This window comes from Streptococcus suis (assembly GCF_046032515.1).
Lineage (GTDB): Bacteria > Bacillota > Bacilli > Lactobacillales > Streptococcaceae > Streptococcus > Streptococcus suis_AL.
Genome location: NZ_JARQPJ010000011.1, coordinates 44,752 through 71,269, shown reverse-complemented (window position 1 = coordinate 71,269; position 26,518 = coordinate 44,752). Strand labels below are relative to the sequence as shown.

At 41.6% G+C, this 26,518-nt stretch carries 24 protein-coding genes; 23 read left to right on the top strand and 1 reads right to left on the bottom strand.

The features are described 5' to 3' along the window. Window positions 1-47 precede the first annotated feature (47 nt). Window positions 48-4,805, top strand: a complete 4,758-nt coding sequence (locus P7J49_RS06460; protein WP_408570069.1) for a S8 family serine peptidase — start codon at window positions 48-50, stop codon at window positions 4,803-4,805. A 232-nt stretch (window positions 4,806-5,037) separates the two neighbouring features. On the opposite strand, the gene P7J49_RS06455 is transcribed toward P7J49_RS06460, so the two are convergent. Further along, the gene (locus P7J49_RS06455; RefSeq protein ID WP_408570067.1) at window positions 5,038-5,889 is read right to left on the bottom strand and encodes an NAD(P)H-hydrate dehydratase; all 852 of its coding nucleotides are present in this window, start codon (window positions 5,887-5,889) and stop codon (window positions 5,038-5,040) included. Window positions 5,890-5,986: 97 nt separating this feature from the next. Between P7J49_RS06455 and nth the strand changes: the two genes are divergently transcribed. The 22 genes from nth to clpX all read left to right on the top strand — a co-directional run bounded on the left by nth (window position 5,987) and on the right by clpX (window position 26,477). Then, window positions 5,987-6,610, top strand: a complete 624-nt coding sequence (nth, locus tag P7J49_RS06450) for an endonuclease III (RefSeq protein ID WP_012775083.1) — start codon at window positions 5,987-5,989, stop codon at window positions 6,608-6,610. A 286-nt stretch (window positions 6,611-6,896) separates the two neighbouring features. Then, window positions 6,897-7,880, top strand: coding sequence for a GMP reductase (guaC, locus tag P7J49_RS06445; RefSeq protein WP_408570065.1), 984 nt, complete (start codon window positions 6,897-6,899; stop codon window positions 7,878-7,880). 69 nt (window positions 7,881-7,949) lie between these two features. Then, window positions 7,950-9,287, top strand: a complete 1,338-nt coding sequence (locus P7J49_RS06440) for an MATE family efflux transporter (RefSeq protein ID WP_408570063.1) — start codon at window positions 7,950-7,952, stop codon at window positions 9,285-9,287. 69 nt (window positions 9,288-9,356) lie between these two features. Continuing rightward, window positions 9,357-9,737 (top strand): DUF5301 domain-containing protein, encoded by a 381-nt coding sequence (locus tag P7J49_RS06435; RefSeq protein ID WP_024376963.1) that lies wholly within the window; start codon window positions 9,357-9,359, stop codon window positions 9,735-9,737. Window positions 9,738-9,826: 89 nt separating this feature from the next. Then, window positions 9,827-10,345, top strand: a complete 519-nt coding sequence (gene rimM, locus P7J49_RS06430) for a ribosome maturation factor RimM (protein WP_408570061.1) — start codon at window positions 9,827-9,829, stop codon at window positions 10,343-10,345. Further along, on the top strand, window positions 10,335-11,060 hold the full coding sequence (gene trmD, locus P7J49_RS06425) for a tRNA (guanosine(37)-N1)-methyltransferase TrmD (RefSeq protein ID WP_002941457.1): 726 nt from the start codon (window positions 10,335-10,337) through the stop codon (window positions 11,058-11,060). Before rimM ends, trmD begins: the two co-directional genes overlap by 11 nt. Window positions 11,061-11,090: 30 nt before the next feature. Beyond that, on the top strand, window positions 11,091-12,158 hold the full coding sequence (locus P7J49_RS06420; RefSeq protein ID WP_172101205.1) for an aminotransferase class I/II-fold pyridoxal phosphate-dependent enzyme: 1,068 nt from the start codon (window positions 11,091-11,093) through the stop codon (window positions 12,156-12,158). Between the two features lie 113 nt (window positions 12,159-12,271). Next, the gene (locus tag P7J49_RS06415; RefSeq protein WP_002941466.1) at window positions 12,272-13,021 is read left to right on the top strand and encodes a DeoR/GlpR family DNA-binding transcription regulator; all 750 of its coding nucleotides are present in this window, start codon (window positions 12,272-12,274) and stop codon (window positions 13,019-13,021) included. Continuing rightward, on the top strand, window positions 13,018-13,929 hold the full coding sequence (pfkB, locus tag P7J49_RS06410) for a 1-phosphofructokinase (protein ID WP_408570058.1): 912 nt from the start codon (window positions 13,018-13,020) through the stop codon (window positions 13,927-13,929). The genes P7J49_RS06415 and pfkB overlap by 4 nt, the downstream gene beginning before the upstream one ends. Continuing rightward, window positions 13,926-15,881: a fructose-specific PTS transporter subunit EIIC gene (locus tag P7J49_RS06405; RefSeq protein ID WP_408570056.1), complete on the top strand. Its 1,956-nt coding sequence runs from the start codon at window positions 13,926-13,928 to the stop codon at window positions 15,879-15,881. The genes pfkB and P7J49_RS06405 overlap by 4 nt, the downstream gene beginning before the upstream one ends. Window positions 15,882-15,976: 95 nt before the next feature. After that, window positions 15,977-16,351, top strand: a complete 375-nt coding sequence (locus P7J49_RS06400; RefSeq protein WP_002934959.1) for a DUF1149 family protein — start codon at window positions 15,977-15,979, stop codon at window positions 16,349-16,351. A 1-nt stretch (window position 16,352) separates the two neighbouring features. Further along, window positions 16,353-17,204 (top strand): DegV family protein, encoded by an 852-nt coding sequence (locus P7J49_RS06395; RefSeq protein ID WP_408570054.1) that lies wholly within the window; start codon window positions 16,353-16,355, stop codon window positions 17,202-17,204. Window positions 17,205-17,212: 8 nt separating this feature from the next. Then, window positions 17,213-17,980 (top strand): 4-hydroxy-tetrahydrodipicolinate reductase, encoded by a 768-nt coding sequence (gene dapB / locus P7J49_RS06390; protein ID WP_408570053.1) that lies wholly within the window; start codon window positions 17,213-17,215, stop codon window positions 17,978-17,980. After that, window positions 17,977-19,188: a CCA tRNA nucleotidyltransferase gene (locus P7J49_RS06385; RefSeq protein WP_408570051.1), complete on the top strand. Its 1,212-nt coding sequence runs from the start codon at window positions 17,977-17,979 to the stop codon at window positions 19,186-19,188. Before dapB ends, P7J49_RS06385 begins: the two co-directional genes overlap by 4 nt. Beyond that, window positions 19,181-21,049, top strand: a complete 1,869-nt coding sequence (locus P7J49_RS06380) for an ABC-F family ATP-binding cassette domain-containing protein (protein WP_408570049.1) — start codon at window positions 19,181-19,183, stop codon at window positions 21,047-21,049. Before P7J49_RS06385 ends, P7J49_RS06380 begins: the two co-directional genes overlap by 8 nt. Next, a complete protein-coding gene (locus P7J49_RS06375; RefSeq protein WP_105112526.1) occupies window positions 21,050-21,385 on the top strand; it encodes a hypothetical protein in 336 nt (111 codons plus the stop codon). It abuts the gene before it with no gap. 97 nt (window positions 21,386-21,482) lie between these two features. Continuing rightward, window positions 21,483-22,442: an ROK family glucokinase gene (locus P7J49_RS06370; protein ID WP_408570047.1), complete on the top strand. Its 960-nt coding sequence runs from the start codon at window positions 21,483-21,485 to the stop codon at window positions 22,440-22,442. 276 nt (window positions 22,443-22,718) lie between these two features. Further along, window positions 22,719-22,997 (top strand): hypothetical protein, encoded by a 279-nt coding sequence (locus P7J49_RS06365; RefSeq protein WP_024376977.1) that lies wholly within the window; start codon window positions 22,719-22,721, stop codon window positions 22,995-22,997. An 11-nt stretch (window positions 22,998-23,008) separates the two neighbouring features. Continuing rightward, a complete protein-coding gene (locus tag P7J49_RS06360) occupies window positions 23,009-23,311 on the top strand; it encodes a hypothetical protein (protein WP_408570045.1) in 303 nt (100 codons plus the stop codon). Between the two features lie 52 nt (window positions 23,312-23,363). After that, window positions 23,364-24,203 (top strand): thymidylate synthase, encoded by an 840-nt coding sequence (locus P7J49_RS06355; protein ID WP_105178832.1) that lies wholly within the window; start codon window positions 23,364-23,366, stop codon window positions 24,201-24,203. A gap of 337 nt (window positions 24,204-24,540) precedes the next feature. Beyond that, complete coding sequence (locus P7J49_RS06350; protein WP_408570043.1) at window positions 24,541-25,053, top strand: dihydrofolate reductase; 513 nt, start codon at window positions 24,541-24,543, stop codon at window positions 25,051-25,053. A gap of 197 nt (window positions 25,054-25,250) precedes the next feature. After that, a complete protein-coding gene (gene clpX, locus P7J49_RS06345) occupies window positions 25,251-26,477 on the top strand; it encodes an ATP-dependent Clp protease ATP-binding subunit ClpX (RefSeq protein WP_024411303.1) in 1,227 nt (408 codons plus the stop codon). Window positions 26,478-26,518: the final 41 nt, after the last annotated feature.

Genomic DNA, 26,518 nt, shown 5'->3' with positions numbered 1-26,518 from the left:
TTATTGGTTCTGCCAATAATGAAGGAGAAAAACTAGGAGGAAAAGTTATGAAAAAGAAAGAAACTTTCTCACTTCGGAAGTATAAAATTGGAACGGTGTCTGTTCTTTTGGGTGCAGTTTTTTTGTTTGCAGGTGCACCATCGGTAGCTGCAGATGAATTGACAAGCCTTGTAGAGACTAAGGTGGAAACAACTGTTCCTGACGCAATCGTCAGCGAATCAGCATCAGAAAGTCCCGTTGTCGAGGAGTTAGTTGACACTTCTGTGGAGGCTACCCCAACTGATGTAACCACTACAGATAATGTAGAGGAAAAACTTAGCTCAGAAGCTCTTGAAAACATCACAAATACAGAAGTAGAAGCGACTCAACCAGCTGTAGAGACTCCAGCTATTTCAGAGAAAAAAGTAGAAGAAGAGGAGAAACTTGCCGTAGCAGATGAGACTACTGCTATTACTAATCAGGAAGAAGCGAAACCACAAAACATAGATAGCAATACGATCATTACAGTGCCTAAAGTTTGGGATAGTGGTTACAAGGGCGAAGGAACAGTAGTTGCAATTATAGATTCCGGTCTTGACGTTGACCACGATGTATTGCATATTTCAGATCTCTCAACTGCAAAATATAAATCAGAAAAAGAGATAGAAGCAGCTAAAGAAGCAGCAGGAATTACCTACGGTGAATGGTTTAACGATAAGGTTGTATTTGGTTATAACTATGTTGATGTGAATACTGTCTTGAAAGAAGAAGACAAACGCTCGCACGGTATGCACGTAACGAGTATTGCCACAGGAAATCCGACACAACCAGTCGCTGGACAATTAATGTATGGTGTAGCTCCTGAAGCGCAAGTCATGTTTATGCGTGTATTCTCAGACCTCAAAGCTACAACAGGCGCAGCATTGTATGTAAAGGCAATTGAAGATGCTGTAAAATTAGGTGCAGATAGCATTAACCTCAGCCTGGGAGGAGCTAATGGCTCTGTTGTTAACATGAATGAAAATGTGACTGCAGCAATCGAGGCTGCTCGTCGTGCAGGGGTTTCTGTTGTTATTGCAGCTGGTAATGATGGAACATTTGGTTCAGGTCATTCTAATCCGTCAGCCGATTATCCAGATTATGGCTTGGTTGGTGCACCTTCAACAGCTCGCGATGCAATTTCTGTCGCTTCTTACAATAACACAACGGTTGGTAGTAAAGTAATCAATATCATTGGCTTAGAAAACAATGCTGACTTGAATTACGGTAAGAGTTCGTTTGATAATCCAGAGAAAAGTCCCGTACCATTTGAAATCGGGAAAGAATATGAATATGTTTATGCGGGAATCGGTCAAGCTTCGGATTTTGATGGTCTAGATTTGACTGGAAAACTTGCACTCATCAAACGTGGAACGATTACTTTCTCAGAAAAAATAGCCAATGCAACAGCTGCAGGTGCAGTAGGGGTGGTCATTTTCAATAGTCGTCCAGGTGAAGCCAACGTAAGCATGCAACTTGATGATACAGCTATTGCAATTCCATCTGTCTTCATTCCATTGGAATTTGGTGAAGCTTTGGCAGCTAACTCATATAAGATTGCGTTCAATAACGAAACGGATATTCGCCCTAACCCAGAAGCAGGTCTTCTTTCAGATTTTTCAAGTTGGGGTCTATCAGCGGATGGCGAGCTAAAACCAGACTTAGCTGCTCCAGGTGGTGCTATTTATGCAGCCATCAATGATAATGACTATGCCAACATGCAGGGAACAAGTATGGCTTCACCACACGTGGCAGGAGCAGCCGTACTAGTAAAACAATATTTACAGGCAACTTACCCTACTAAGTCCCCTCAAGAAATCGAAGCCTTAGTAAAACACTTGCTTATGTCTACTGCTAAAGCACATGTGAACAAAGAAACAACAGCCTACACTTCCCCTCGCCAACAAGGTGCAGGTATCATCGATACTGCGGCAGCTATTTCTACAGGTTTATATTTGACTGGCGAAGATGGGTATGGCAGCATTACCTTAGGAAATGTTGAGGATACATTCAGCTTTACGGTCACACTTCATAACATTACAAACGAAGATAAGACTTTAAACTACTCAACGCAATTAACAACGGATACTGTCCAAAACGGATTAATCACCTTGGCTCCGCGTCTATTAGCAGAGATTTCTGGCGGTAAGGTGACTGTGAAAGCCAATTCAAGTACAACTGTTACAATTAATGTCGATGCAGCAAGCTTTGCAGAAGAATTGACAGGTTTAATGAAAAACGGTTACTATCTTGAAGGTTTTGTTCGATTTACAGATGTAGCCGATGGCGGTGATATTGTCAGCATTCCATACGTTGGTTTCCGTGGGGAATTCCAAAATCTAGCCGTTCTAGAAGAGCCGATTTACAATCTTATTGCCGATGGTAAGGGGGGCTTCTACTTTGAACCTGTTACAGCACAGCCAGATACTGTTGACATCAGCCATCACTACACAGGTCTTGTTACAGGAAGTACGGAGTTAATCTATTCTACAGACAAACGATCTGACTTTGCTATCAAGACTCTAGGTACATTTAAAAATGAAGCAGGATACTTTGTTTTAGAGCTTGATGAGTCTGGTAAGCCTCATTTAGCTATCTCGCCAAATGGGGATGACAACCAAGATTCGCTCGCTTTCAAAGGTGTCTTCTTGAGAAATTATACGGATTTAGTCGCAAGCGTCTATGCTGCAGATGATACTGAGCGAACAAATCCACTTTGGGAAAGTCAACCACAGTCAGGCAATAAGAACTTCTATAGTGGTGATCCTAAAAATCCAAAATCAAGCATTATTTACCCTACTGAATGGAATGGGACAGACAGCAAGGGAAATGCTTTAGCAGATGGTAAGTATCAATACGTTTTGACCTACTCATCTGAAGTTCCAGGTGCAGCAGTACAAACTATGATTTTCGATGTTATCATCGATAGAGAATCACCAGTTATCACCACAGCTACCTATGATGAAACAAACTTTACATTTAACCCTCGTCCAGCCATTGAAAAAGGAGAATCCGGTCTATATCGCGAGCAAGTATTCTACCTTGTAGCGGATGCAAGCGGTGTGACAACTATTCCTTCCTTATTAGAAAATGGTGATGTAACCGTTTCTGATAACAAGGTATTTGTGGCACAAAACGACGATGGCTCCTTTACATTGCCTCTTGACCTTGCAGATATTTCAAAATTCTACTACACAGTAGAGGATTATGCTGGTAACATCAGCTATGAAAAAGTAGAGAATCTGATCAGTATTGGCAATGAAAAAGGGTTGGTAACTGTCAATATTCTTGATAAAGATACAAATAGTCCTGCACCAATACTTTTCTCTTACTCAGTCACCGATGAAACAGGCAAGATTGTTGCAGAATTACCACGATATGCCGGCGATACTAGCGTTCTTAAGCTACCATTTGGTACTTACACCTTTGATTTATTCTTATATGATACAGAATGGTCAAGCCTAGCAGGTGAAACAAAAGCAGTCGTGACGATTTCGGAAGAAAATAGCACTGCCGAGGTGAATTTCTATGTGACTTTGAAAGATAAGGCCAACTTGCTGGTAGATATTGATGCATTACTACCTTCTGGTTCAACCATCCAACTGGTAACTGCTGATGGTCAGACTATTCAGCTACCAAATGCTAAATATTCTAAGACCGATTATGGTAAATTTGTACCAGTTGGTACCTACACTATCCTTCCAACCCTCCCAGAAGGCTATGAATTTTTGGAAGAATTAGACGTAGCAGTACTTGCAAAACAGTCAAATGTTAAGAAATTAACCTTGATTAATAAAGTTGCTTTGAAAGAACTGATTGCTGAACTTGCGAGACTTGAAGAAACAGTGCGTTATTACAATGCTAGTCCAGAACTTCAAACTGCCTATGCTAAAGCATTAGAAGATGCCAATGCAGTATATGCCAACAAACACAATCAGGCACAAGTAGATTCAGCAGTTGCCAGTCTTGTGGCAGCGAGAGAGCAGCTAAACGGTCAGGCTACCGATACGGAAAAACTAATTGCTGAAGTATCAAACTACACACCGACTCAGGCAAACTTTATTTATTATAATGCTGAAAATACCAAACAAATTGCCTATGATACAGCTGTTCGTTCAGCACAACTTGTATTGAACCAAGAGAATGTAACACAGGCAGTTGTCAACCAAGCGTTGGCGGACTTGTTAGCAGCGAAAGCCGGCTTAGATGGTCAAAAGACTGATATTTCAGCCCTTCGTAGCGCAGTATCCGTTTCTTCCGTATTAAAAGCGACAGATGCTAAGTATCTCAATGCATCTGAAAATGTGAAACAAGCTTATGACCAGGCAGTTGAAGCAGCGAAAGCGATTCTAGCTGATGAATCTGCAAGCCAAGCAAGTGTCGATCAAGCTCTAGCCGTTCTGACAAGCGCTCAGGCAGAACTGGATGGTGTTGCTACTTCAACAAATGATGCCAAAGAGCCAGCAAATACTGTCACTGACAAAAAAGATGAAGGCACTGTAACGCCTCCACCTATAGACTCAGAAAAAGTTGATGTACAGGCACCTCCTGTAAAAGATACTGGGAATTCAGGGCATGTACCGATAGGTCAGAAGCCAAACCCTCAACCAACTTTACCTCGTCCAGTCACTTTGCAAGCTAGTCTATCTAGCCCTAATCAAGAAAAACAGGTGACTCAACTACCAAATACTGGAGACAATGATACGAGATACTATCTTGTTCTTGGTGTCATTATTGGGCTAGGGACTCTGTTGGTAAGCAAACGACGTCATAAAGAAGAAGTCTAAGAAAATATAGTCATACTCTTCGAAAATCAAAATTATCCGTTGTCAACTTGCCTTGATGAGTGAAAAGCTCCAGTGGAGGTTTTCAGCCTGTTACCTTGAAATAAGATAGTAACAGAGTTCTATCTTCGGCTTCGTTTCCTAGGTTACTTTTGATTTGCATTGAGTATCATTTTCTACCATTTGTCAGGCTTTAATCACGAGTTTGTTATATAAAAGACCGCTTAATCATTGATTAAGCGGTTGTTTGTGTTTGAAATTGAAGCATTGTCTTTTGGATGTTTCTTGAGACATCAGTTGGCTTTACAAGATAATAATCTTGAGCCAGTTGGTCGGCAATATAGGAGTGGAGGTAGGTTGCTACAAGGATTCTTTCATATAGTTGAACATGGGGAAATTGTACAGCAAATCCTGCAATCATACCTGCAAGAGTATCTCCCATACCTCCTGTTGCTTGGTAGGGACCACCAGCTCCTATTGGGGTGACTTGGTTTGGCTGGGTTTTTAGGATTTGTGTAGCAGAACTTTTAGCTACAAGGATTGTATTTTCTTGAAAAGATTGCAAGGCTTCAAGATTTCTTTGGCTTGTTTGGTCAGCAACCGGAATGGCTGATAACCGTTCCCATTCTTTCTGGTGGGGTGTCAGGATGACTTGTTTACACGGGAAGTTCTTTCTGTTTTGCTTTGCGACTAAGGTAAGGGCTGAGCCGTCAAGAACTAAAATCTGCTGGTCAGATAAATGTTCAAAAACAAAGTCCAATAACTGTTCAGCTCTGCTATTTTCCCCCAAACCTGGACCAATCAATACCAAGTCAGCATTTTCTAAGCTGCTTATCAGCAAGGCTTGATCGTCAAATGAAAATGCCATGGCTTCAGGCAGATGACTATGTAAGGCTGGTATGTTATCTTTTTCAGTAGCAACAGTTACCAAGCCTGCTCCACTGTTGACGGTTGCTAGTGCGGCCATGATAATCGCTCCACCATAGGGATACAGTCCACCAATCAGCAAGACTCGACCATAGCTTCCCTTATGGCTATTGCGTGGCCTTACTTGAATGACCTTTCTACAGAGTTCTTGTAAGTCCATACTTATTCCCCCTTTTCTTCTTATTATATCACGAGGAATGAGGTTTATGACAATCCAGATTTTAGATAAATCCAAGTTTTCATGCTATAATGAATTCATGGTATTATCAAAAAAACGTGCAAGAAAAGTTATTGAAGAAATCATCGCTCTATATCCTGATGCTAAGCCTAGCTTGGACTTTCGAAATCACTTTGAGTTGGTATGTGCAGTGCTCTTATCTGCTCAAACTACAGATGCTGCGGTGAATAAGGCAACACCTGGTTTGTTCGCAGCTTTCCCTACGCCCCAAGCCATGGCGGCAGCAGAAGTGAAGGATATTGAGCCTTATATTTCTCGTTTGGGTTTGTACCGAAACAAGGCAAAGTTTTTAAAAGACTGTGCCCAGCAGTTGATGGAACGGCATAATGGTATTGTTCCTCAAACTCGTGAGGAATTAGAAGCCTTGGCAGGAGTGGGAAGAAAAACGGCCAATGTTGTTTTAAGTGTCGGTTTCGGAATTCCCGCCTTTGCAGTTGATACCCACGTGGGACGGATTTGTAAACACCACGATATTGTCAAAAAATCGGCTACACCCCTGGAAACAGAAAAACGAGTCATGGAAGTCTTACCTCCTGAACTCTGGCTCCCTGCTCATCAAGCTATGATTTATTTTGGTCGTGAGGTTTGCCATCCTAAGAACCCTGAATGCGAAAAATTCCCACAATTATATGAATTTGACTAAAAAAATCTTCTGTTTTTGAAGATTTTTTTAGTTTTTATGTAAAATTGTTTGAGTAAATTCTGAACATTTTTTTAAATTTTATAAGAATAGTAACTCAGAAAAGAATTATACGAATGTTATATTTTATTAATAAGCCTAAAAAGTGATATATCCGAATATTGTCTAGATAGGTTTCTTTTTTATTGACAAAACACAAACAATAAGCTATACTATATCTTGTAATAAGGAAAAAATACGAAAAACAAATCGTTTTTTTGTTCCAATGTTAAGAAAAAGAGGTAGAAGGATGTTCAACGAAACTCCAGTTTTTGACTACGAAGATATTCAGCTCATTCCAAATAAATGTATCATCAATAGCCGTTCCGAGGCAGATACAACAGTGACTCTTGGGAAATATAGCTTTAAATTACCAGTTGTTCCAGCTAATATGCAGACTATTATTGATGAAGATGTAGCAGAGATGTTGGCAAAAGATGGCTATTTTTACATCATGCACCGTTTTGATGAAGAGGGACGTATTCCTTTCGTGAAGCGCATGCATGACCAAGGCTTGATTGCTTCTATCTCGGTTGGCGTAAAAGAATATGAATATGAGTTTGTGACTAGCTTGAAAGCTGATGCCCCTGAGTTTATCACCATTGATATTGCGCATGGTCATGCTGATAGCGTGATTAAAATGATCAAGCATATCAAGAAAGAATTACCTGATACCTTTGTCATTGCAGGTAATGTCGGTACTCCAGAAGCAGTTCGTGAACTAGAAAATGCTGGTGCGGATGCGACAAAAGTTGGAATTGGTCCAGGTAAAGTATGTATTACAAAGGTTAAGACTGGTTTTGGTACAGGTGGTTGGCAGCTGGCAGCCCTTCGTTGGTGTGCAAAAGCTGCCCGTAAACCAATTATTGCGGACGGTGGTATTCGTACCCACGGAGACATTGCCAAATCCATCCGCTTCGGCGCAAGCATGGTCATGATTGGCTCACTCTTTGCTGGTCATATCGAAAGCCCAGGAAAGACGGTAGAAGTAGACGGCAAACAGTTTAAAGAATACTATGGCTCTGCCTCTGAATACCAAAAAGGTGCTTACAAAAACGTGGAAGGCAAAAAAATTCTCCTACCAGCCAAAGGTCACTTGAAAGATACGCTGATTGAAATGGAGCAAGATTTGCAATCGTCTATTTCTTATGCTGGCGGTCGAGATATAACTAGCTTGAAGCATGTGGACTATGTTATCGTGAAAAACTCTATCTGGAATGGTGACTCTATCTAGTCAAAGAGGACTTGCAATGCAGGTCCTTTTCTTGTTACAATATTTATATAAAATTGAAAGAGAATAAGTATGTATCAAACAAGAAATAACAAAGAGAAGCTCTGGCTCTTTATCAAAATATTTTTGCCCATTTTAATTTATCAATTTGCTAATTACTCCGCATCCTTTATCGATACCATGATGACTGGTCAGTATAGTACTATGGATTTGGCAGGTGTTTCCATGGCAACAAGTCTTTGGAATCCGCTTTTTTCATTTCTAACAGGGATTGTATCTGCATTGGTCCCAATCATCGCTCAATATTTAGGAAAAGGTGAAAGAGATAAGATTCGTGAGGAGTTTCATCAGTTTGTCTATCTAGCTATCGGATTAACCATTTTACTCTTGTGCTCGGTCCTATTTATCGCTGTTCCCGCCTTGGCTCAGTTTGGACTTGATGAATCTGTTTTTCAAGTTGGTCGGCAGTACCTCTATTTTATTTCCATTGGTATCCTGCCTCTCTTGCTCTTTAGTGTCTGTCGCTCTTTTTTCGACGCCCTCGGTTTGACTCAGCTATCCATGTACCTCATGTTGCTCCTTGTCCCATTTAACAGTCTATTTAACTATCTCTTGATTTATGGGAAAATGGGCCTACCGGCCCTGGGCGGAGCAGGTGCTGGATTGGGTACTGCTTTAGCTTACTGGGCCGTGTTACTCGTAATTGTCCTTGTCATGTGCAAAAATAAGACTATTGCATCTTATCAGATTTGGCGGTGGAGTCCGATTGATGGGTCTTTACTGAAAGAAGGATTGAAAATCGGTCTTCCCATCGGTTTACAAGTCTTTGCAGAAGTAGCAATTTTTGCAGTAGTAGGGCTCTACATGGCAAAATTTTCAGCACAGATTATAGCAGCCCACCAGTCAGCTATGAACTTTGCAACCTTATTATATGCCTTTCCTGCCTCAGTTTCTTCAGCCCTAGCTATTGTCATTGCTTATGAAGTAGGGGCTAAACGACCACAAGATGTGAAAGCCTACAGCCGTCTAGGACGCTTGGTTGCACTTGGTTTTGCAGGCCTAACACTCACTTTCCTTTATTTTTTCCGCTCCAAAGTTGCCTACCTTTATGGTAATGATGCAGAATTTATCCGTCTGACCTCGCATTTCCTGAGCTTTGCCCTCATGTTCCAATTGGCAGATGCCTTTACAGCACCTATTCAGGGGATTTTACGTGGTTACAAGGATACGACTGTTCCATTTATACTTGGTTTGGTTGCCTATTGGTCTATGACCTTCCCAGTCGCATTCTTGCTTGAAAGATTTTTCCAAATGGGTCCAGAAGCCTATTGGATTGGTCTCATTTCAGGGATTTTTGTCTGCGGGATTGCCCTAAGATTACGGTTGCAGAAAATTGCTAGCAGTCAATAGATTTCGATGTTTTTGCTTGACAGATTTTCTGAGCTTGATATAATTTACTAAAAAAGGGTGGGTTTTATTATGAAAAAGAAATGGTTGATTTTTGTTGTTTTATCTTGTATTTCCTTGTTGCTTGGGTATCAATTTTTGAAGAAAACTGAAATTCGTTTACCTCAAGCCGACCAGATTGTAATTAGTAATCAGGATGGTGGAGAGCTAAGAACTCTAAAAGGTAGTGAAATGAGCGATTTTTTGTCGGAGCTTTCCCAAATTCATCCCTATCTTTTCAAAGATGCTAGCACCAATGATCAGCCAGTCGGGGTAGAGGAATATTATCGACTAACCTTTCAACCCAATAACAAAATAGCCTATCTATATGAAAAGAATGGTAAGACCTATTTGGAATTTCCTTATGAGTTGACAGTTAGGACCAAAAAGTCCTTGTCTGAGTTAATAGATTAGAAGAAGTCGGAGGCTTCCGGCTTTTTCTCTCTTGTGAAAATATCTTGCTCATGTTAAAATAAAAGGATAGAAAATCAAATGGAGAAATTATGATTTATTTTAACGTAGGAAAGATTGTTAACACGCAAGGCCTACAAGGGGAAATGCGTGTTTTGTCTGTGACCGATTTTGCTGAAGAACGTTTTAAAAAAGGGGCAAAGCTTGCACTTTTTGATGACAAGGATCAGTTTGTCATGGAAGTGGAAATTGCTAGCCACCGTAAGGCTAAGAACTTTGATATTGTCAAGTTTAAGGGCATGTACCATATCAACGATATTGAAAAGTACAAGGGCTTTAGTTTGAAAATTGCCGAGGAAAACTTGACTGACCTTGAAGATGGTGAGTTTTATTACCATGAAATTATCGGCTTGGATGTCTATGAGAATGATACTCTGATCGGACAAATCAAGGAAATCTTGCAGCCAGGTGCCAATGATGTCTGGGTGGTGAAACGAAAAGGTAAGAAAGACCTACTCTTGCCTTATATTCCGCCTGTTGTCTTGAACATTGATATTCCAAATAACCGTGTCGATGTGGAATTGCTCGAGGGCTTGGACGATGAGAATTGATATTTTGACCCTCTTCCCTGAGATGTTTGCACCTCTAGAACACTCTATTGTGGGTAAGGCGCGTGACAAAGGCTTGTTGGAAATCAACTACCACAATTTCCGAGAGAATGCTGAAAAGGCTCGCCATGTGGACGATGAACCCTATGGTGGAGGACAAGGCATGTTGCTCCGTGCCCAGCCAATTTTTGATACTATGGATAGCATTGAACAAACCAAGCCACGTGTTATCTTGCTGGATCCCGCTGGGCGTACTTTCAATCAGGCCTATGCCGAAGAATTGGCACAGGAAGAGCAGTTGATTTTCATCTGCGGTCACTATGAAGGATATGATGAGCGGATTAAGACCTTGGTAACAGATGAGATTTCTCTCGGAGACTATGTTCTGACAGGTGGAGAGTTGGCGGCTATGACCATGATTGATGCCACTGTCCGCCTGATTCCAGAGGTTATTGGCAAGGAAGTCAGTCATACGGATGATAGTTTTTCATCAGGGCTATTGGAATATCCTCAATACACCCGACCATACGAGTATCGTGGAATGGTAGTGCCAGATGTTCTCATGAGTGGGCACCATGAAAATATTCGAAAATGGCGTTTGGAAGAGAGTCTACGCAAAACCTATCAACGTCGTCCAGACTTGTTAGAAAACTACAACTTTACAGCTGAAGAGTTAACTATTTTTGAAAAAATCAAAGCAGAAGACACAGTTGATTAGACTGTGTTTTTCTTGCTAGAAGGAGAAATGATGAAACGCAAGGTATTTGAACATTACCAACCCTATAAGTTAGGAAAAATTGCTAAATACGACTTGGGCAATAATGAAAATCGTATTATCGACTGGTCCTTTTTACCGCAAAAGACCTTAGAGAGCTTAGAAGTTGGTCAATTGAGCTTTTACGGTGACAATACTTACTCAGAGTTAATTGAGAAATATGCGGCCTATCTTGGAGTGAATCCCAAACAAGTAACAGTAGGTGTGGGCTCTGATCACCTTATTCACATGATTGTTTCCACCTTTATGGAAAAGGATGATACTTTTTTGACTGTCAATCCAGACTTCTTCATGTATGAAACCTATAATCACATGCATGGTAGCCGTTTTGAAGCCATTGATTTGGAAGAGAAAGATGGGACCTTGGTTTTGCCAGTTGAGAATTTGTTGGCGCGTGCTCAGGAAACCAATGCGAAAATCCTCATGCTTTCCAATCCTAACAATCCCTCTTCAGTAGCTTATTCACTAGAAGATTTGGAGAAATTGGCTATTTCTTTTAAAGGGCTACTCGTTGTAGATGAGGCTTACATTGAATTTGCAAATGTCGAAAGCTTCATCAGTCGTCTGCCACAATTTGACAATGTTTTAGTTTTACGGACCTTATCAAAGGCTTTTGGACTTGCAGGTTTACGAGTTGGCTTTGCGGTAGGAAGCGAAGAGTTAATTTATGAATTGGACAAGGTCATTCCCCCATTCAGCTTGTCAAACTTGACTGCAAAAATGGCAGCCGTTGCATTGAATTATACAGACAAAGTTTTAGAAATAGTGGGAGTAATTCAGAATTTGCGAGAAGAAATGATTTTATTCTTGCAAGGGTTAGATAACTGTCAAGTTCTACCTAGTCAGGCTAGTTTTGTAACGTTTAAAGCACCGTGGGCAGAAGAATTTTATCAGCAAGCCTTGGCACAGGATTGGAATTTCAAATATTATCCAACAGGTAAATTAAAAGGGTATATTCGCCTGTCTATTGGCCGTCCAGAAGAGATGGCTATGCTTAAAGAGATGGTCAAATCAATGATAGAAAAGGGAGCAATTTCGTAAGAGATTGTTCTTTTTTGAAGAAAATTGACATTTTTTGAAAGATTTTGCTAGAAAATGATTGACAATGGCAGAAAATCGTGTATAATGATTTTTGTAAACGATTGCAGGAGGTGTTGGACATTCTCAAATCAGAACGCAAGCAAGTCATACTAGAACTCATTCAAGCACAACAATTTATCCGATTGGAAGAATTGGTTGACATTCTAGCAACATCTGAATCCACTGTTCGTAGGGATTTGGACGAGTTAGAAAATGAAGGGAAACTTCGAAGAGTGCACGGCGGTGCGGAAGCACCTGCTAATTTGCAACTGGAAGAATCCATTCTGGAAAAATCTGTCAAAAACGTTCAAGAAAAACGAATGATTGCTGAAAGAGCAGCACAGTTAATCATGGACGGCGATGTGATTTTTGTAGACGCAGGGACGACAACCGGTGTCTTGATTGACTATCTCCAACAGGATAATCTAACAGTCGTGACCAATTCCATTCACCATGCTGTCAAGTTGGTTGAACGCAAGATAAAGACCATTATTATAGGTGGTTATGTCAAGCAATCAACCGATGCTTCAGTAGGTGCTATGGCTTTGGAACAAATTCGACAGCTCAATTTTGATAAGGCATTTCTGGGGATGAATGGTATTGATAAAAACTATTTTACAACGCCAGATATTGAAGAAGCGACCATCAAACGCACTATCATAGACAATGCTAAAGAAAGCTATGTTTTGGCAGATGCTTCTAAAATTGGTCAATTCTCCTTTGTTAAAGTTGCGGCAATCGAAAAATCCAACATTATCTGCCAATCTTCAGAAAGCAGTTTGTTGGATATCATAAAAGAGAAAACGAGGGTAATCGAGGTATGATTTATACAGTTACGCTCAATCCAGCGATTGACTATATCGTTCGTTTAGAACATGTCGAGACGGGCAGTGTCAATCGTATGGAGAGCGACGATAAGTATGCCGGCGGTAAGGGAATTAACGTTAGCCGTGTTTTGAAGCGCTTGGGCTATCCAAACACAGCAACGGGTTTCCTTGGGGGATTCACAGGTCAGTTCATCAAAGATGAATTGATTGCCGAAGGAATTGATACTGATTTTGTTCAGGTTGATCAAGATACACGTATTAACGTGAAAATCAAAGCTGACCAAGAAACAGAAATCAACGGTTTGGGCCCGATTGTGACAGATACACAGTTGGCCGATTTAGAAATGCTTTTGGCTGGATTGACAAAAGAAGACACCGTTGTCTTTGCTGGGTCTGCTCCAGCTAGTCTTGGAAACGAAGTCTACAATAGGCTGATTCCTGTGGCTAAAAAAGCAGGAGCGCAAGTGGTCTGCGACTTTGAAGGTCAAACACTTCTTGACTCACTAGCACACCAACCACTCTTGGTCAAGCCAAACAACCATGAACTTGAAGCAATCTTCAATGTCGAATTGAATGGCATGGCAGACATCGAGACCTATGCTAAGAAAATCTTAGACATGGGAGCTCAGAATGTTATCATTTCTATGGCAGGGGACGGAGCCTTGTTGGTCACTCCAACAGCCACCTACTTTGCCAAACCAATCAAGGGTACAGTGAAAAACTCTGTCGGAGCTGGAGATTCCATGGTGGCAGGTTTTACAGGCGAATACGTTCGCTCACAAGACCCAATCGAAGCTCTCAAGTGGGGAGTTGCTTGCGGTACGGCAACAGCCTTTTCAGATGATTTGGCAAGTATCGAATTTATTAAGGAAACTTATGAAAAAGTTGAGGTAGAAACACTATGAAAATTCAAGACGTTTTGAGAAAAGATGTCATGTTGCTTGATTTGCAAGCGACAAGCAAGGAAGCAGTTATCGATGAAATGATTGCTAGCTTGGTAGAAAAAGGATACGTAACAGATTTTGAAGTATTCAAAACAGGTATCATGAACCGTGAAGCGCAAACGACAACAGGTCTTGGTGACGGTATCGCAATGCCACACGCTAAGAATGCGGCTGTAAAAGAAGCGACTGTTCTCTTTGCTAAATCAAATAAGGGCGTTGACTACGCAAGTCTTGATGGTCAACCAACTGACTTGTTCTTCATGATTGCAGCTCCAGAAGGTGCAAACGATACACACTTGGCTGCCCTTGCGGAATTGTCTAAATACTTGATGAAAGCTGGTTTTGCTGATAGACTTCGTGCGGCAACAAATCCAGAAGAAGTGATTGCAGTCTTCGATACAGCTGAAGCCGCTGACAAGGCAGCAGAAGAAGTGGTTGTCGCTCCAAGTGGCGACCGTCCATTTATCGTTGCTGTTACAGCATGTACAACAGGTATTGCTCACACATACATGGCGGAAGAAGCACTTAAGAAGCAGGCGGCTGAAATGGGTATTGACATCAAGGTTGAAACAAACGGTGCTTCAGGTGTTGGTAACAAACTAACTGCTGAAGACATCAAGAATGCAGCAGGTGTAATCATCGCAGCAGATAAGGCTGTTGACATGCCTCGTTTCAATGGTAAGCCGTTGGTATCTCGTCCAGTTGCAGCAGGTATCAAACAACCTGAAGAATTGATTAACCTTATCTTGGATGGTAAAGCGTCAGTCTACACAGCGTCAGAAGGAGCAGCTACTGTGGAATCTTCAGAAAAACTCAGTTTTGGTAAAGCCTTCTACAAACACTTGATGAGTGGTGTTTCTCAAATGTTGCCATTCGTTATCGGTGGCGGTATCTTGATTGCCCTTGCCTTCTTAGTGGATAACTTTATTGGTGTGCCGAATGACAGCCTTAGTAACTTAGGATCTTATAATGAAATAGCTTCTATGTTCATGAAGGTTGGTCAGGCAGCCTTCGGTTTCATGTTGCCACTTCTTGCAGGGTACATTGCTTACTCAATCGCTGAAAAACCAGGTTTGGTTGCAGGTTTCGTAGCTGGTGCAATTGCTAGTAGCGGTCTTGCGTTCGGAAAAATTCCTTACGCAGCTGGTGGTGAAGAAACGCTTGCTCTTGCAGGTGTATCATCAGGTTTCTTGGGCGCCCTTGTTGGTGGTTTCCTTGCTGGTGGTGTAGTACTTGTTCTTCGCAACGCTTTGCGTAACATGCCAAAATCACTCCAAGGTTTGAATGCAATCTTGCTTTTGCCACTTTTGGGTACAGCTATCACTGGTTTCTTGATGTTCTTTGTCAACATCCCTATGGCAGCAATCAACACTGGTATGAACAACTTCCTTGCTGGTCTTGAAGGTAGCTCTGCTATTCTCCTTGGCCTTGTCCTCGGAGGTATGATGGCAGTTGACATGGGTGGTCCAGTCAACAAGGCAGCTTATGTCTTCGGTACAGGTACGCTTGCAGCGACTGTTGCAGACGGTGGTTCTGTTGCTATGGCAGCAGTTATGGCCGGTGGTATGGTTCCTCCGTTGGCAATCTTTGTAGCGACACTTTTGTTCAAAAACAAGTTCACGCAAGAAGAGCGTAACTCAGGTTTGACAAACATTGTTATGGGTCTTTCATTCATCACTGAAGGTGCGATTCCATTTGGTGCTGCTGACCCAGCTCGTGCAATCCCAAGCTTTATCGCTGGTTCTGCTCTTGCAGGTGCCTTGGTTGGTTTGTCGGGTATCCAATTGATGGCGCCACACGGAGGTATCTTCGTTATTGCTTTGACTTCTAACCCACTTCTTTACCTTGCTTATGTAGCAATTGGTGCAGTAGTATCAGGTGTTCTTTACGGCGTACTTCGTAAAGCTAAATAATTCTGATTGAAACCTTGCTTCTGGCAAGGTTTTTTAGCTATTTCATGAGGATTATGGTATAATGTGAGTATTATTGTTATTAGAGGAGTCTTGAAATGGAAATCATTCGCGATAAAGAATTTGTCAATCAGTATCATTTTGATGCCCGCAATCATGCGTGGGAAAAAGAGAACGGAATTCCGGAAACAAAATTGAAAGTTGACTTTCAATTGATTGAGCAAAATCGTGCGGAAAATCGAACATCTATGATTACCATTTTGCGCTTTATGATTGTACTAGATCATTTTGTGATTTCAGGTGCCATGAGTCAGGCCGTTCACTTACCAAATCGATTGGTAGAAGAACCAACTGAATTTACTGATGAGGAAAAACGTGTTTTGGTAGAGCCTCTTTTGGACATTTTAAAACGAATGACTTATGAGGTTACTGAAATCGCCTTTGATGCACCAGGAGTGAATTTGGAGTTTTAATATGAAATTAGCAGTTATTACTGACTCATCGGCTGTTTTGAATGTTCAAAGTGTTGAGCGGGATGACCTGTTTGTCCTAAGTATTCCAGTCAGTATCGATGGGGAAAATTATATCGAAGGGCAAAATTTGACGGTTGAAGAGTTTTATCAAAAAATGGCTTCATCGAAAGAATTACCTAAAACAAGTCAACCGAGTTTGATGGAATTGGAAGAAATTCTTAGAGGCTTGAAAGATAAAGGCTATACACACGCACTTGGCTTATTCTTGTCATCAGGTATTTCAGGTTTTTATCAAAACATTCAATATTTGGCTGATGAATTTGAAGGATTAACCGTTGCCTTTCCAGATACCAAAATCACATCGGCTCCTTTAGGCATGATGGTAGAAAATGTTCTCAAATGGGCTGACTCTGGACTTAGTTTTGAAGAAATTTTAGGTAAGCTGGACCAAGAAATTGGGAAGACAACAGCCTTTATCATGGTCGATGACCTCAATCATTTGGTAAAAGGTGGTCGCTTGTCCAATGGTGCAGCCTTGTTAGGCAATCTCTTGAGTATCAAGCCGATTCTATACTTTACAGATGAAGGTAAGATTGAAGTTTATGAAAAAGTTCGGACAGAGAAGAAGGCTATTAAACGGTTAATCGAAATCCTCCAAGAACAAACGACCGAAGGACAGTATCAAATTGCTATCATACATGCCAATGCACCTGAAAAAGCTGAAAACTTTAAACAGCAGTTGGAAGAAGCAGGTGTCGGTAGCGATTTACCAATCGTGTCATTTGGTTCGGTCATCGGTACGCACTTGGGAGAAGGGGCAGTGGCCTTTGGTATTTCTCCCATTATTGAATAGGAGTTTGCATGACAATTAAGGTAATTATCGCAGGATTTAAAGGGAAAATGGGCTCAACAGCTGTTGAGATGGTCAAAGGCGACGCAGAACTTAGTCTGGCTGCCTTGGTGGACCCATTTGCGACAGAAACAGAAGTAGATGGTGTTCCTGTTTTCAAATCAAAAGAAGAAGTGGCTGGTCTTGACGCTCATGTCTGGGTGGATTTTACAACGCCAAAATTTGCCTACGAAAATACCCGTTTTGCCTTAGAAAATGGTTTCGCACCTGTGGTTGGTACAACGGGCTTTACCCCAGAAGAAATCGAAGAATTGACAGCCTTGTCTGCTGAGAAAGGCTTGGGAGGCTTGATTGCTCCTAACTTTGCTATTGGCGCTATCTTGCTCATGCAATTTGCAGCACAGGCAGCCAAGTATTTCCCAAATCTTGAAATCATTGAATTGCACCACGATAAGAAGAAGGATGCACCGAGTGGTACGGCTGTCAAAACGGCCGAACTCATTTCCCGAGTCCGTCAGTCACAGACTCAAGGTGCAGCGGATGAAGAAGAACTGATTGCTGGCGCTCGCGGTGCAGAATTTGATGGCTTCCGTATCCACTCAGTACGCTTGCCAGGCCTTGTTGCCCATCAGGAAGTGATTTTTGGGGCACAGGGAGAAGGCTTGACCATTCGTCATGACTCTTACGATCGTATTTCCTTTATGGGCGGTGTCAACCTCGGCATTAAAGAGGTAGTCAAACGCTCACAACTCGTTTATGGTTTGGAACACTTATTATGAAATTAAACAATCTGCCTTCTGAGTTTCAGGAGGCTTTGCCGATTTTAGAGAAAATTAAAGCAGCTGGTTACGAGGCTTATTTCGTTGGTGGTTCCGTTCGTGATGCCATTCTCGGTAGGCCTATTCATGATGTCGATATTGCGACATCCAGCTACCCTCAGGAAACGAAACAAATCTTTTCACGGACTATTGATGTCGGAATTGAACACGGTACGGTGCTAGTATTAGAGGGGAAAAAGGAGTATGAAATTACCACCTTTCGGACAGAGGAGGAGTATGTGGACTTCCGCAGGCCGAGCCAGGTTTCCTTTGTGCGTTCCTTGGAAGAGGACCTCAAACGCCGAGACTTCACAGTCAATGCCTTTGCTCTGGATGAAGAAGCACAGATTGTTGACCTCTTTGATGGGATGACTGACTTAGAAAAACGCACCCTACGGGCTGTAGGCATCCCGGCTGAGCGTTTCAACGAAGATGCCCTCCGTATCATGCGGGGCTTTCGCTTTGCGGCGACCTTGGACTTTGAGATTGAGCCGACTACCTTCACAGCTATGGTTGAAACCGCACCGCTCTTGGAAAAAATCTCTGTGGAGCGTAGCTTTATCGAGTTTGATAAACTCTTGATGGCGGATTTTTGGCGAAAAGGCTTGCGCGCTATGATTGATTCCAAGGCTTATGATTTCTTGCCTGATTTAGTTGGAAAAGGAGAACAACTGGCTAGAATGCTGTCCAGTTTGGCAGAAGACTTCCAATTTTCAACTTCTGAACAGGCTTGGGCCATGCTCTTTGTCTGCCTAGGTATTGATAACATCAAATCCTTCCTGAAAAAATGGAAAACCAGCAATGATTTCCAACGTAGCGTGGTCAAGTTGGTAGAGATTTATCAGCTTCGCCAAGCAGGACCTGTTACTAAACAAATCTGTTTCAAGTATGGCAAAGAATTCTTGTACTTGGTAGAGCAACTCCGTCAAGCACAAGGGTTGACTATAGATTTTGCAGCAATTGACAAGATTGACCAAGCCTTGACTATCCATGACAAGCATGAAATTGTTGTCAATGGAGGACATCTGATGAAGGCATTTGACCTCAAACCAGGTCCAGTATTGGGCAATTTGCTCAAAGAGGTAGAATTCCAAATCGTGGAAGGACAGCTAGAAAACGAAGAGCAAGCGATTATGACATTTGTGAAAGGAATCTTAGAGAATGAGTGATTTTATCGTTGAACACCTGACTAAATCTGTCGGAGATAAAACGGTCTTTGCTGATCTGTCTTTCATCATCCATCAAGGCGACCGTATCGGGATTATTGGGGTCAATGGTACAGGAAAGACGACTTTGTTGGATGTTCTGTCAGGTCGCATCGGTTTTGATGGCGATGTGTCGCCTTTTCGCACAAAAAATGCCTATAAAATTGCCTATCTGACTCAGGAACCTGATTTTGATGAAAGTAAGACAGTTTTAGACACCGTTCTTTCATCTGACCTCCGTGAAACCCAGCTGATTCGTGAATACGAGTTGCTCTTATCTCATTACGATGAAGCCAGTCAAGCAAGATTAGAGAAAGTCATGGCTGAGATGGATTCTCTCAATGCTTGGGAGATTGAAAGCCAGGTCAAGACTGTCTTGTCGAAACTCGGGTTAACAGACCTAAACAAAACCGTTGCTGAGTTATCAGGTGGTCTACGTAGACGAGTGCAATTGGCCCAAGTCCTCCTTGGCAATGCTGACTTGCTCTTGCTGGATGAACCGACTAACCACCTGGACATTGATACCATTGAATGGTTGACGACTTTCTTGAAAAATACTAAAAAGTCTGTTCTCTTTATTACCCACGATCGCTATTTCTTGGACAATGTGGCGACACGGATTTTTGAATTGGACCGTGCCAGCTTAACCGAATATCAGGGAAATTACCAGGACTATGTTCGCTTGAAGGCAGAACAGGACGAGCGAGATGCCGCCCTTCGCCATAAGAAAGAGCAGCTCTACAAACAAGAGCTGGCTTGGATGCGCAGACAACCTCAAGCTCGTGCAACCAAGCAGCAGGCTCGTATCAATCGTTTCCATGACCTCAAAGGCGATTTAGCCAACAAGATAGACGATAGCGAACTGGAAATCAATTTTGAAACCTCTCGTATCGGCAAAAAAGTCATTAACTTTGAAAATGTCAGCTTTTCCTATCCTGACAAGCCCATTTTAGCAGACTTTAACCTGCTCATTCAAAACAAGGACCGCATCGGTATTGTTGGCGATAATGGTAAAGGAAAATCCACTTTGCTCAATCTGATTGCAGGCGACTTACAAGCAGACAGCGGTAGGGTAGATATTGGTGAAACCATCCGTATCGGTTATTTTTCTCAGACCATCAAGGGCTTGGACGAAAGCAAGCGGGTCATCAATTTCTTGCAGGAAGTAGCAGAAGAAGCAAAAACGACTTCTGGTATGGTTTCTATCGCAGAACTCTTGGAGCAATTCCTCTTCCCACGCAATACCCACGGTACCTTGATTGAAAAGTTGTCTGGCGGGGAGAAGAAGCGACTTTATTTGCTGAAGATTCTCTTGCAGCGCCCCAATGTTCTCTTACTAGATGAGCCGACTAACGACTTGGACATAGCGACTCTGACAGTCTTGGAACATTTCTTGCAGGGCTTTACTGGTCCAGTCATTACCGTTAGTCACGACCGTTATTTCTTGGACAAGGTTGCGACCAAAATCCTCGCTTTCGAAGATAGCGGTATAGAGACCTTCTTTGGCAACTACACAGACTATCTGGATGAGAAGGCCTTTCTGGCTTCCAGCTCTGCCATTTCCTTGGAAAAACCAAAGGAGAAAATCGAGAAGGTCAAAGAGAACAAGAAGCGGATGTCCTATTTTGAGAAGCAGGAATGGGCGACCATCGAAGAGGATATTGCTGGTTTAGAGGAGCGGATTGCGGCAATCGAGGCGGAAATGCTGACCTGTGGTAGTGATTTTACAAAATTGTCCGATTTGCAGAAGGAATTGGATGAGAAAAACGACCTGCTCTTGGAAAAATATGAGCGGTATGAGTATCTGAGCGAACTGGAGGGCTAGATGAAAGTTCTTGTCATGTCATATATGGTCATCTATCTCTTGGTGACCTTGGGAGCGGCTTTGTTTAGCTATCTAAAGACCAAAAAAATGAATGCTTTGCGCTTAATCTTGACGGTTTTATCCCTGCTCTTGTTAGCTGTTACACTCTATTTTTACAGTCAGGCCTATCACGACTTGCAGATGGTGGGGTTTGCTCTAGGATTTACCTTTATTTCTACTCTTTTTCTCTATAATGGAACGAAAGAAGGTAGTAATTTTACGACAGTTATGCTCTTTTCCATTGGTCGCTTTATTTTACATATTCAATTTTTGATTTTGCTCTATCTCTTTCGATAGAGCAATTTATTTTTATCCGTTCAATTTTTTGAAAAGGGTTTACGCAAACCTTTGCATTATGTTATAATAAAGAAAATATACACGTAAGGAGAAAATTATGGCAAAAAAAATTATTGGTATTGACTTAGGTGGTACATCAGTTAAGTTGGCGATTCTCACAACGGAAGGTGAGATACAAGAAAAATGGTCTATCAAAACAAATATTTTAGATGATGGAAATCATATTGTTCCAGATATTATTGACAGTATCAAGCATCGATTTGAAACACATGGTTTGACAACGGATGATTTCTTGGGTGTTGGTATGGGGTCTCCAGGTGTCGTTGATAGCGAAGCTGGTACTGTTATCGGTGCCTATAACCTCAATTGGAAGACCTTGCAGTTAGTTAAAGATCAGTTTGAATCTGCCCTTGGTTTGCCATTTTTCATTGACAATGATGCAAACGTAGCTGCCCTCGGTGAGCAATGGGTTGGTGCTGGAAACAACAATCCAAACGTTGTCTTTATGACGCTTGGTACAGGTGTTGGTGGCGGAGTCATCGCTGCTGGAAACTTGATTCGTGGTGTCAAAGGCGCTGGTGGCGAATTGGGCCATATCACAGTTGACTTTGATGAGCCATTTGCATGTACTTGTGGTAAGAAAGGTTGCTTGGAAACCGTGGCTTCAGCGACAGGTATTGTCAACCTTAGCCGTCGTTATGCTGATCAATACGCTGGCGATGCTAAACTGAAACAAATGATCGATGATGGGCAAGATGTAACGGCTAAAGATGTCTTTGATTTGGCAAAAGAAGGCGATGATTTGGCCTTGATTGTCTACCGTCACTTCTCAGAATACCTAGGTGTTGCTTGTGCAAACATTGCTGCAGTCCTCAATCCTGCCTACATCGTTCTGGGTGGCGGTGTATCAGCTGCAGGAGAGTTCTTATTGGATGGCGTTCGCAAGGTCTTTGCTGAAAATAGCTTCCCACAAATCAAGGAAAGCACGCAAATTGTCTTGGCAACTCGTGGTAATGATGCAGGTGTATTAGGTGCAGCATCACTTGTCTTAAAATAATAACTGAGAGGCTGGGCTCAAGCCCAGCACCGCTTCTCAACGTTAGTGTCAACATCTCAGCGCAGTGGTTGATTGGCAGATTTGTTCGTGTTTTACACTCCAAATCTGACCTAATCAACTGTGCGGGGGTGGGAAGACGAACTCTTCTATGAATGGTCGAGTTCTTTCCCGCTCCCTTTTTTCCAATCCGCTGTCACACTTTCTTTATATACATATATTGAAAGTTGGTTGATAAAAGGGTACAATAATAGTGAAAAGAGAAAGGAGTGTTGGTGTATGAAACAAGTAAGTATGCCTAAACTAATTGACTATCTAACTATAGTCGGGCTTTTGATTTTACTGTCTGCCTTTTTCCTTGATTACTGGATTCGTGACTGGTTTTTCCCGTCTAGTTGGGGAAATGTAGCCACTATGTTGATTCTTCCTATACTGGGGACTCTAATTCTTATACTATCTATCTACTATAAAAAATTGTGGACTGGTTTGATTAGTATATTCTTAATGATCTCATTTCCTCTGATATTCGGTATTGGCTACTTTATATTTGGCCCCTAGAAGGAGCGGTTATGAACCTGACTTTACTAAAAAGATTAAATCTAGTTTTGTATGGTATCGCAATTTTTCTCATCGTCATGCTATTTTTGCCAATAGGGCAATGGTTTGATATTGTAAATGTGAATTTTAAACTAGCATTTTTCATCATTCCATTTTTCGGACTAGCCAGCTTACCAACGGCTATTTATACTAAAAATGTTCGTCAGATATTGTTGAGTGTTATCTTGGTTGCTTTGTATTTTATACTGTTCAGCTTAATAACTGCCCTATCTGGTTTGTTCCACCTTGATTTTTATTCATTCTTTTTCAAATGAGAACTCCGGTGCAAAACTGGAGTTTTTTGCTGGAATTTGCTATACTAAACTCATGACTAAAGCAGATATTATTTTTAAAGAAAACATTCGTAAGATTATGGAAGAGGGCGTTTTTTCAGAAAATGCTCGCCCACGTTACAAGGATGGAAATGTAGCTAATTCCAAGTACGTTACAGGCGCCTTTGCTGAGTATGACTTATCTAAGGGCGAGTTTCCTATTACAACACTTAGACCTATTCCAATCAAATCAGCCATTAAAGAAATTCTCTGGATTTACCAAGACCAGACCAATGATTTGTCGGTTTTACAGGAAAAATACGGTGTCCAGTATTGGAATGATTGGGAAGTTGAGGGAACTGGCACAATCGGTGAACGTTACGGTGCTATTGTGAAAAAACATGACATCATTTCCAAAATCCTCAAGCAATTGGAGGAAAATCCATGGAATCGCCGCAATGTGATTTCTTTGTGGGATTATGAAGCGTTTGACCAATCTGCTGGTCTCTTGCCGTGTGCCTTTCAGACTATGTTTGACGTTCGACGAGTGGATGGGGAGATTTACCTGGACGCAACTCTAACTCAGCGGTCAAATGATATGCTAGTAGCCCATCATATCAACGCCATGCAGTATGTAGCCCTTCAGATGATGATTGCTAAACATTTTGGCTGGAAGGTTGGGAAGTTTTTCTATTTCATCAACAATCTTCACATCTATGACAATCAGTTTGAACAAGCTGAAGAATTGCTACGTCGTACACCATCTGAAGCAGAGCCTCGTTTGGTCTTGAACGTCCCAGACGGAACAAACTTTTTTGATATTAAAGCAGAAGATTTTGAGTTGGTGGACTATGAGCCGGTTAAGCCGCAGTTAAAATTCGATCTAGCAATTTAACTGGATTAGCAGTGAAGAACTTCGTTCTTTTACCTCGCTTCTTTATTTTTAGGCTCGGGCTGAAACAGTTCCCCGAACTGTTTCACTTCCAACCTTCAACAGTCTATACTCAAACTTTCGAAGCCAGTTAAACCGCAACTCAAATTTGACTTGGCGATTTAAGATGAGGGGGGCTTTCCAGCACCAGCGAGATTCACATTCTACGAATCTCGGAATCTTCCCTACCTCTGAGGAGTCGGTGATAGTTACAGCATGATAAAAATTTGCACTAGACCTACTTGGTAAGTGCATTTTTCATGTTTTTTTGATAGAATGATAGGACGGAAAGTGAGAGAAAATGACAAAGAAAATTGTTGCAATTTGGGCTCAGGATGAAAATGGTTTGATTGGAAAGGGAGATAAACTACCTTGGTCTTTACCAGCTGATATGGCTCATTTTAAGGAAACGACAAGTGGTCATGCCATGGTGATGGGACGTATAACCTTTGATGGCATGGGAAAACGTGCACTTCCTAATCGACATACCTTAGTATTGACCACCGATAAAAGCTATCAAGTGGAGAGTGCTCGAATTACAGTCCTGCATGGTGTTGAAGAAGTTCTGGACTGGTACCATCAACAAGAAGGAACCTTGTTTGTCCTTGGTGGAGGACAAATTTTTACTGCCTTTGCACCCTACATTGAAGAATTGATTGTAACGGATATTCAGGGGCAATTTGAAGGTGACATTTTCTTTCCTGAAGATTTCCCCTTGGGTGAGTTTCAGCTTCAAAGTGAGCAGTTTCGTCCAAAGGATGAAGCAAACTCGGTTGACTTCATCATAAAAAACTATAAAAGAAGAGAGAAATAGGCATGGAGAGAAGTTTATTCGGTTTATTTTCAGCACTTCTCTGTGGAATATGTGTTCTTTGTGCGATTCAAGCTTTTAGAAAGAAACGATTTGGTTTGGCTATTTTATTTTTGTTAAATGCATTTACCAATCTGGTTAATAGCATTCATGCCATTTATGGCTTTTTATTTAGATAAGAGATATGAAAGAGGAATTACATGGCTGTTAAGCATACCCATGAGTTGATTTATTGCTCATTTTGTGGAAAAAATCAAGAAGAAGTTAAAAAAATTATCGCAGGAAACAATGTTTTCATTTGTAATGAGTGTGTGGAGTTAGCTCAAGAAATCATTCGTGAAGAACTAGCAGAAGAAGTGTTGACAGACTTGGCTGACACACCTAAGCCACAGGAATTGCTCGATATTTTAAACAATTATGTCATTGGACAAGATCGTGCAAAGCGTGCCTTAGCAGTAGCCGTTTACAACCACTACAAACGTATCAATTTCCAAGATAGCCGTGATGAGAACGATGTTGATTTGCAAAAATCAAATATCCTGATGATTGGCCCGACTGGTTCAGGAAAAACCTTCCTAGCTCAGACCTTGGCTAAAAGTTTGAATGTCCCGTTTGCTATTGCTGATGCGACTGCTCTTACTGAGGCGGGTTATGTTGGTGAAGACGTAGAAAATATCCTCCTCAAACTTTTGCAGGCTGCAGACTTTAACATCGACCGTGCAGAAAGAGGAATTATCTATGTGGATGAAATTGATAAGATTGCCAAAAAAGGTGAAAATGTGTCCATTACCCGCGATGTATCTGGTGAAGGTGTCCAGCAAGCTCTCCTAAAAATTATCGAGGGAACTGTGGCCAGCGTACCACCACAAGGTGGACGCAAACATCCAAACCAAGAAATGATTCACGTGGATACCAAAAATATCCTGTTTATCGTTGGCGGTGCATTTGATGGTATCGAAGAAATCGTCAAACAGCGTCTCGGTGAAAAAATCATCGGTTTTGGTCATAATAATCGTGCTATTGATGAAAAAGAATCATACATGCAGCATATCATTGCAGACGATATTCAAAAATTCGGTATTATTCCAGAGTTGATTGGTCGCTTGCCTGTATTTGCAGCTTTGGACCAATTGACAACAGAGGATTTGGTACGTATTTTGACGGAACCGAAGAATGCTCTTGTAAAACAATACCAGACACTCTTGTCTTATGATGACGTGGAGCTTGACTTTGATGAGGACGCCTTGTTAGCAATTGCAGAAAAAGCAATTGAACGTAAGACTGGTGCTCGTGGACTTCGCTCCATCATTGAAGAAACGATGTTGGATGTCATGTTTGAGGTGCCAGGCCAAGATAACGTTAAACGTGTTCGTGTAACAAAAGCAGCAGTAGACGGTAAGGAAAAGCCTTTACTAGAAACTGCATAAAAAATAAAGGGTGGAAACTGATTGTTTTCTACCCTTATTTA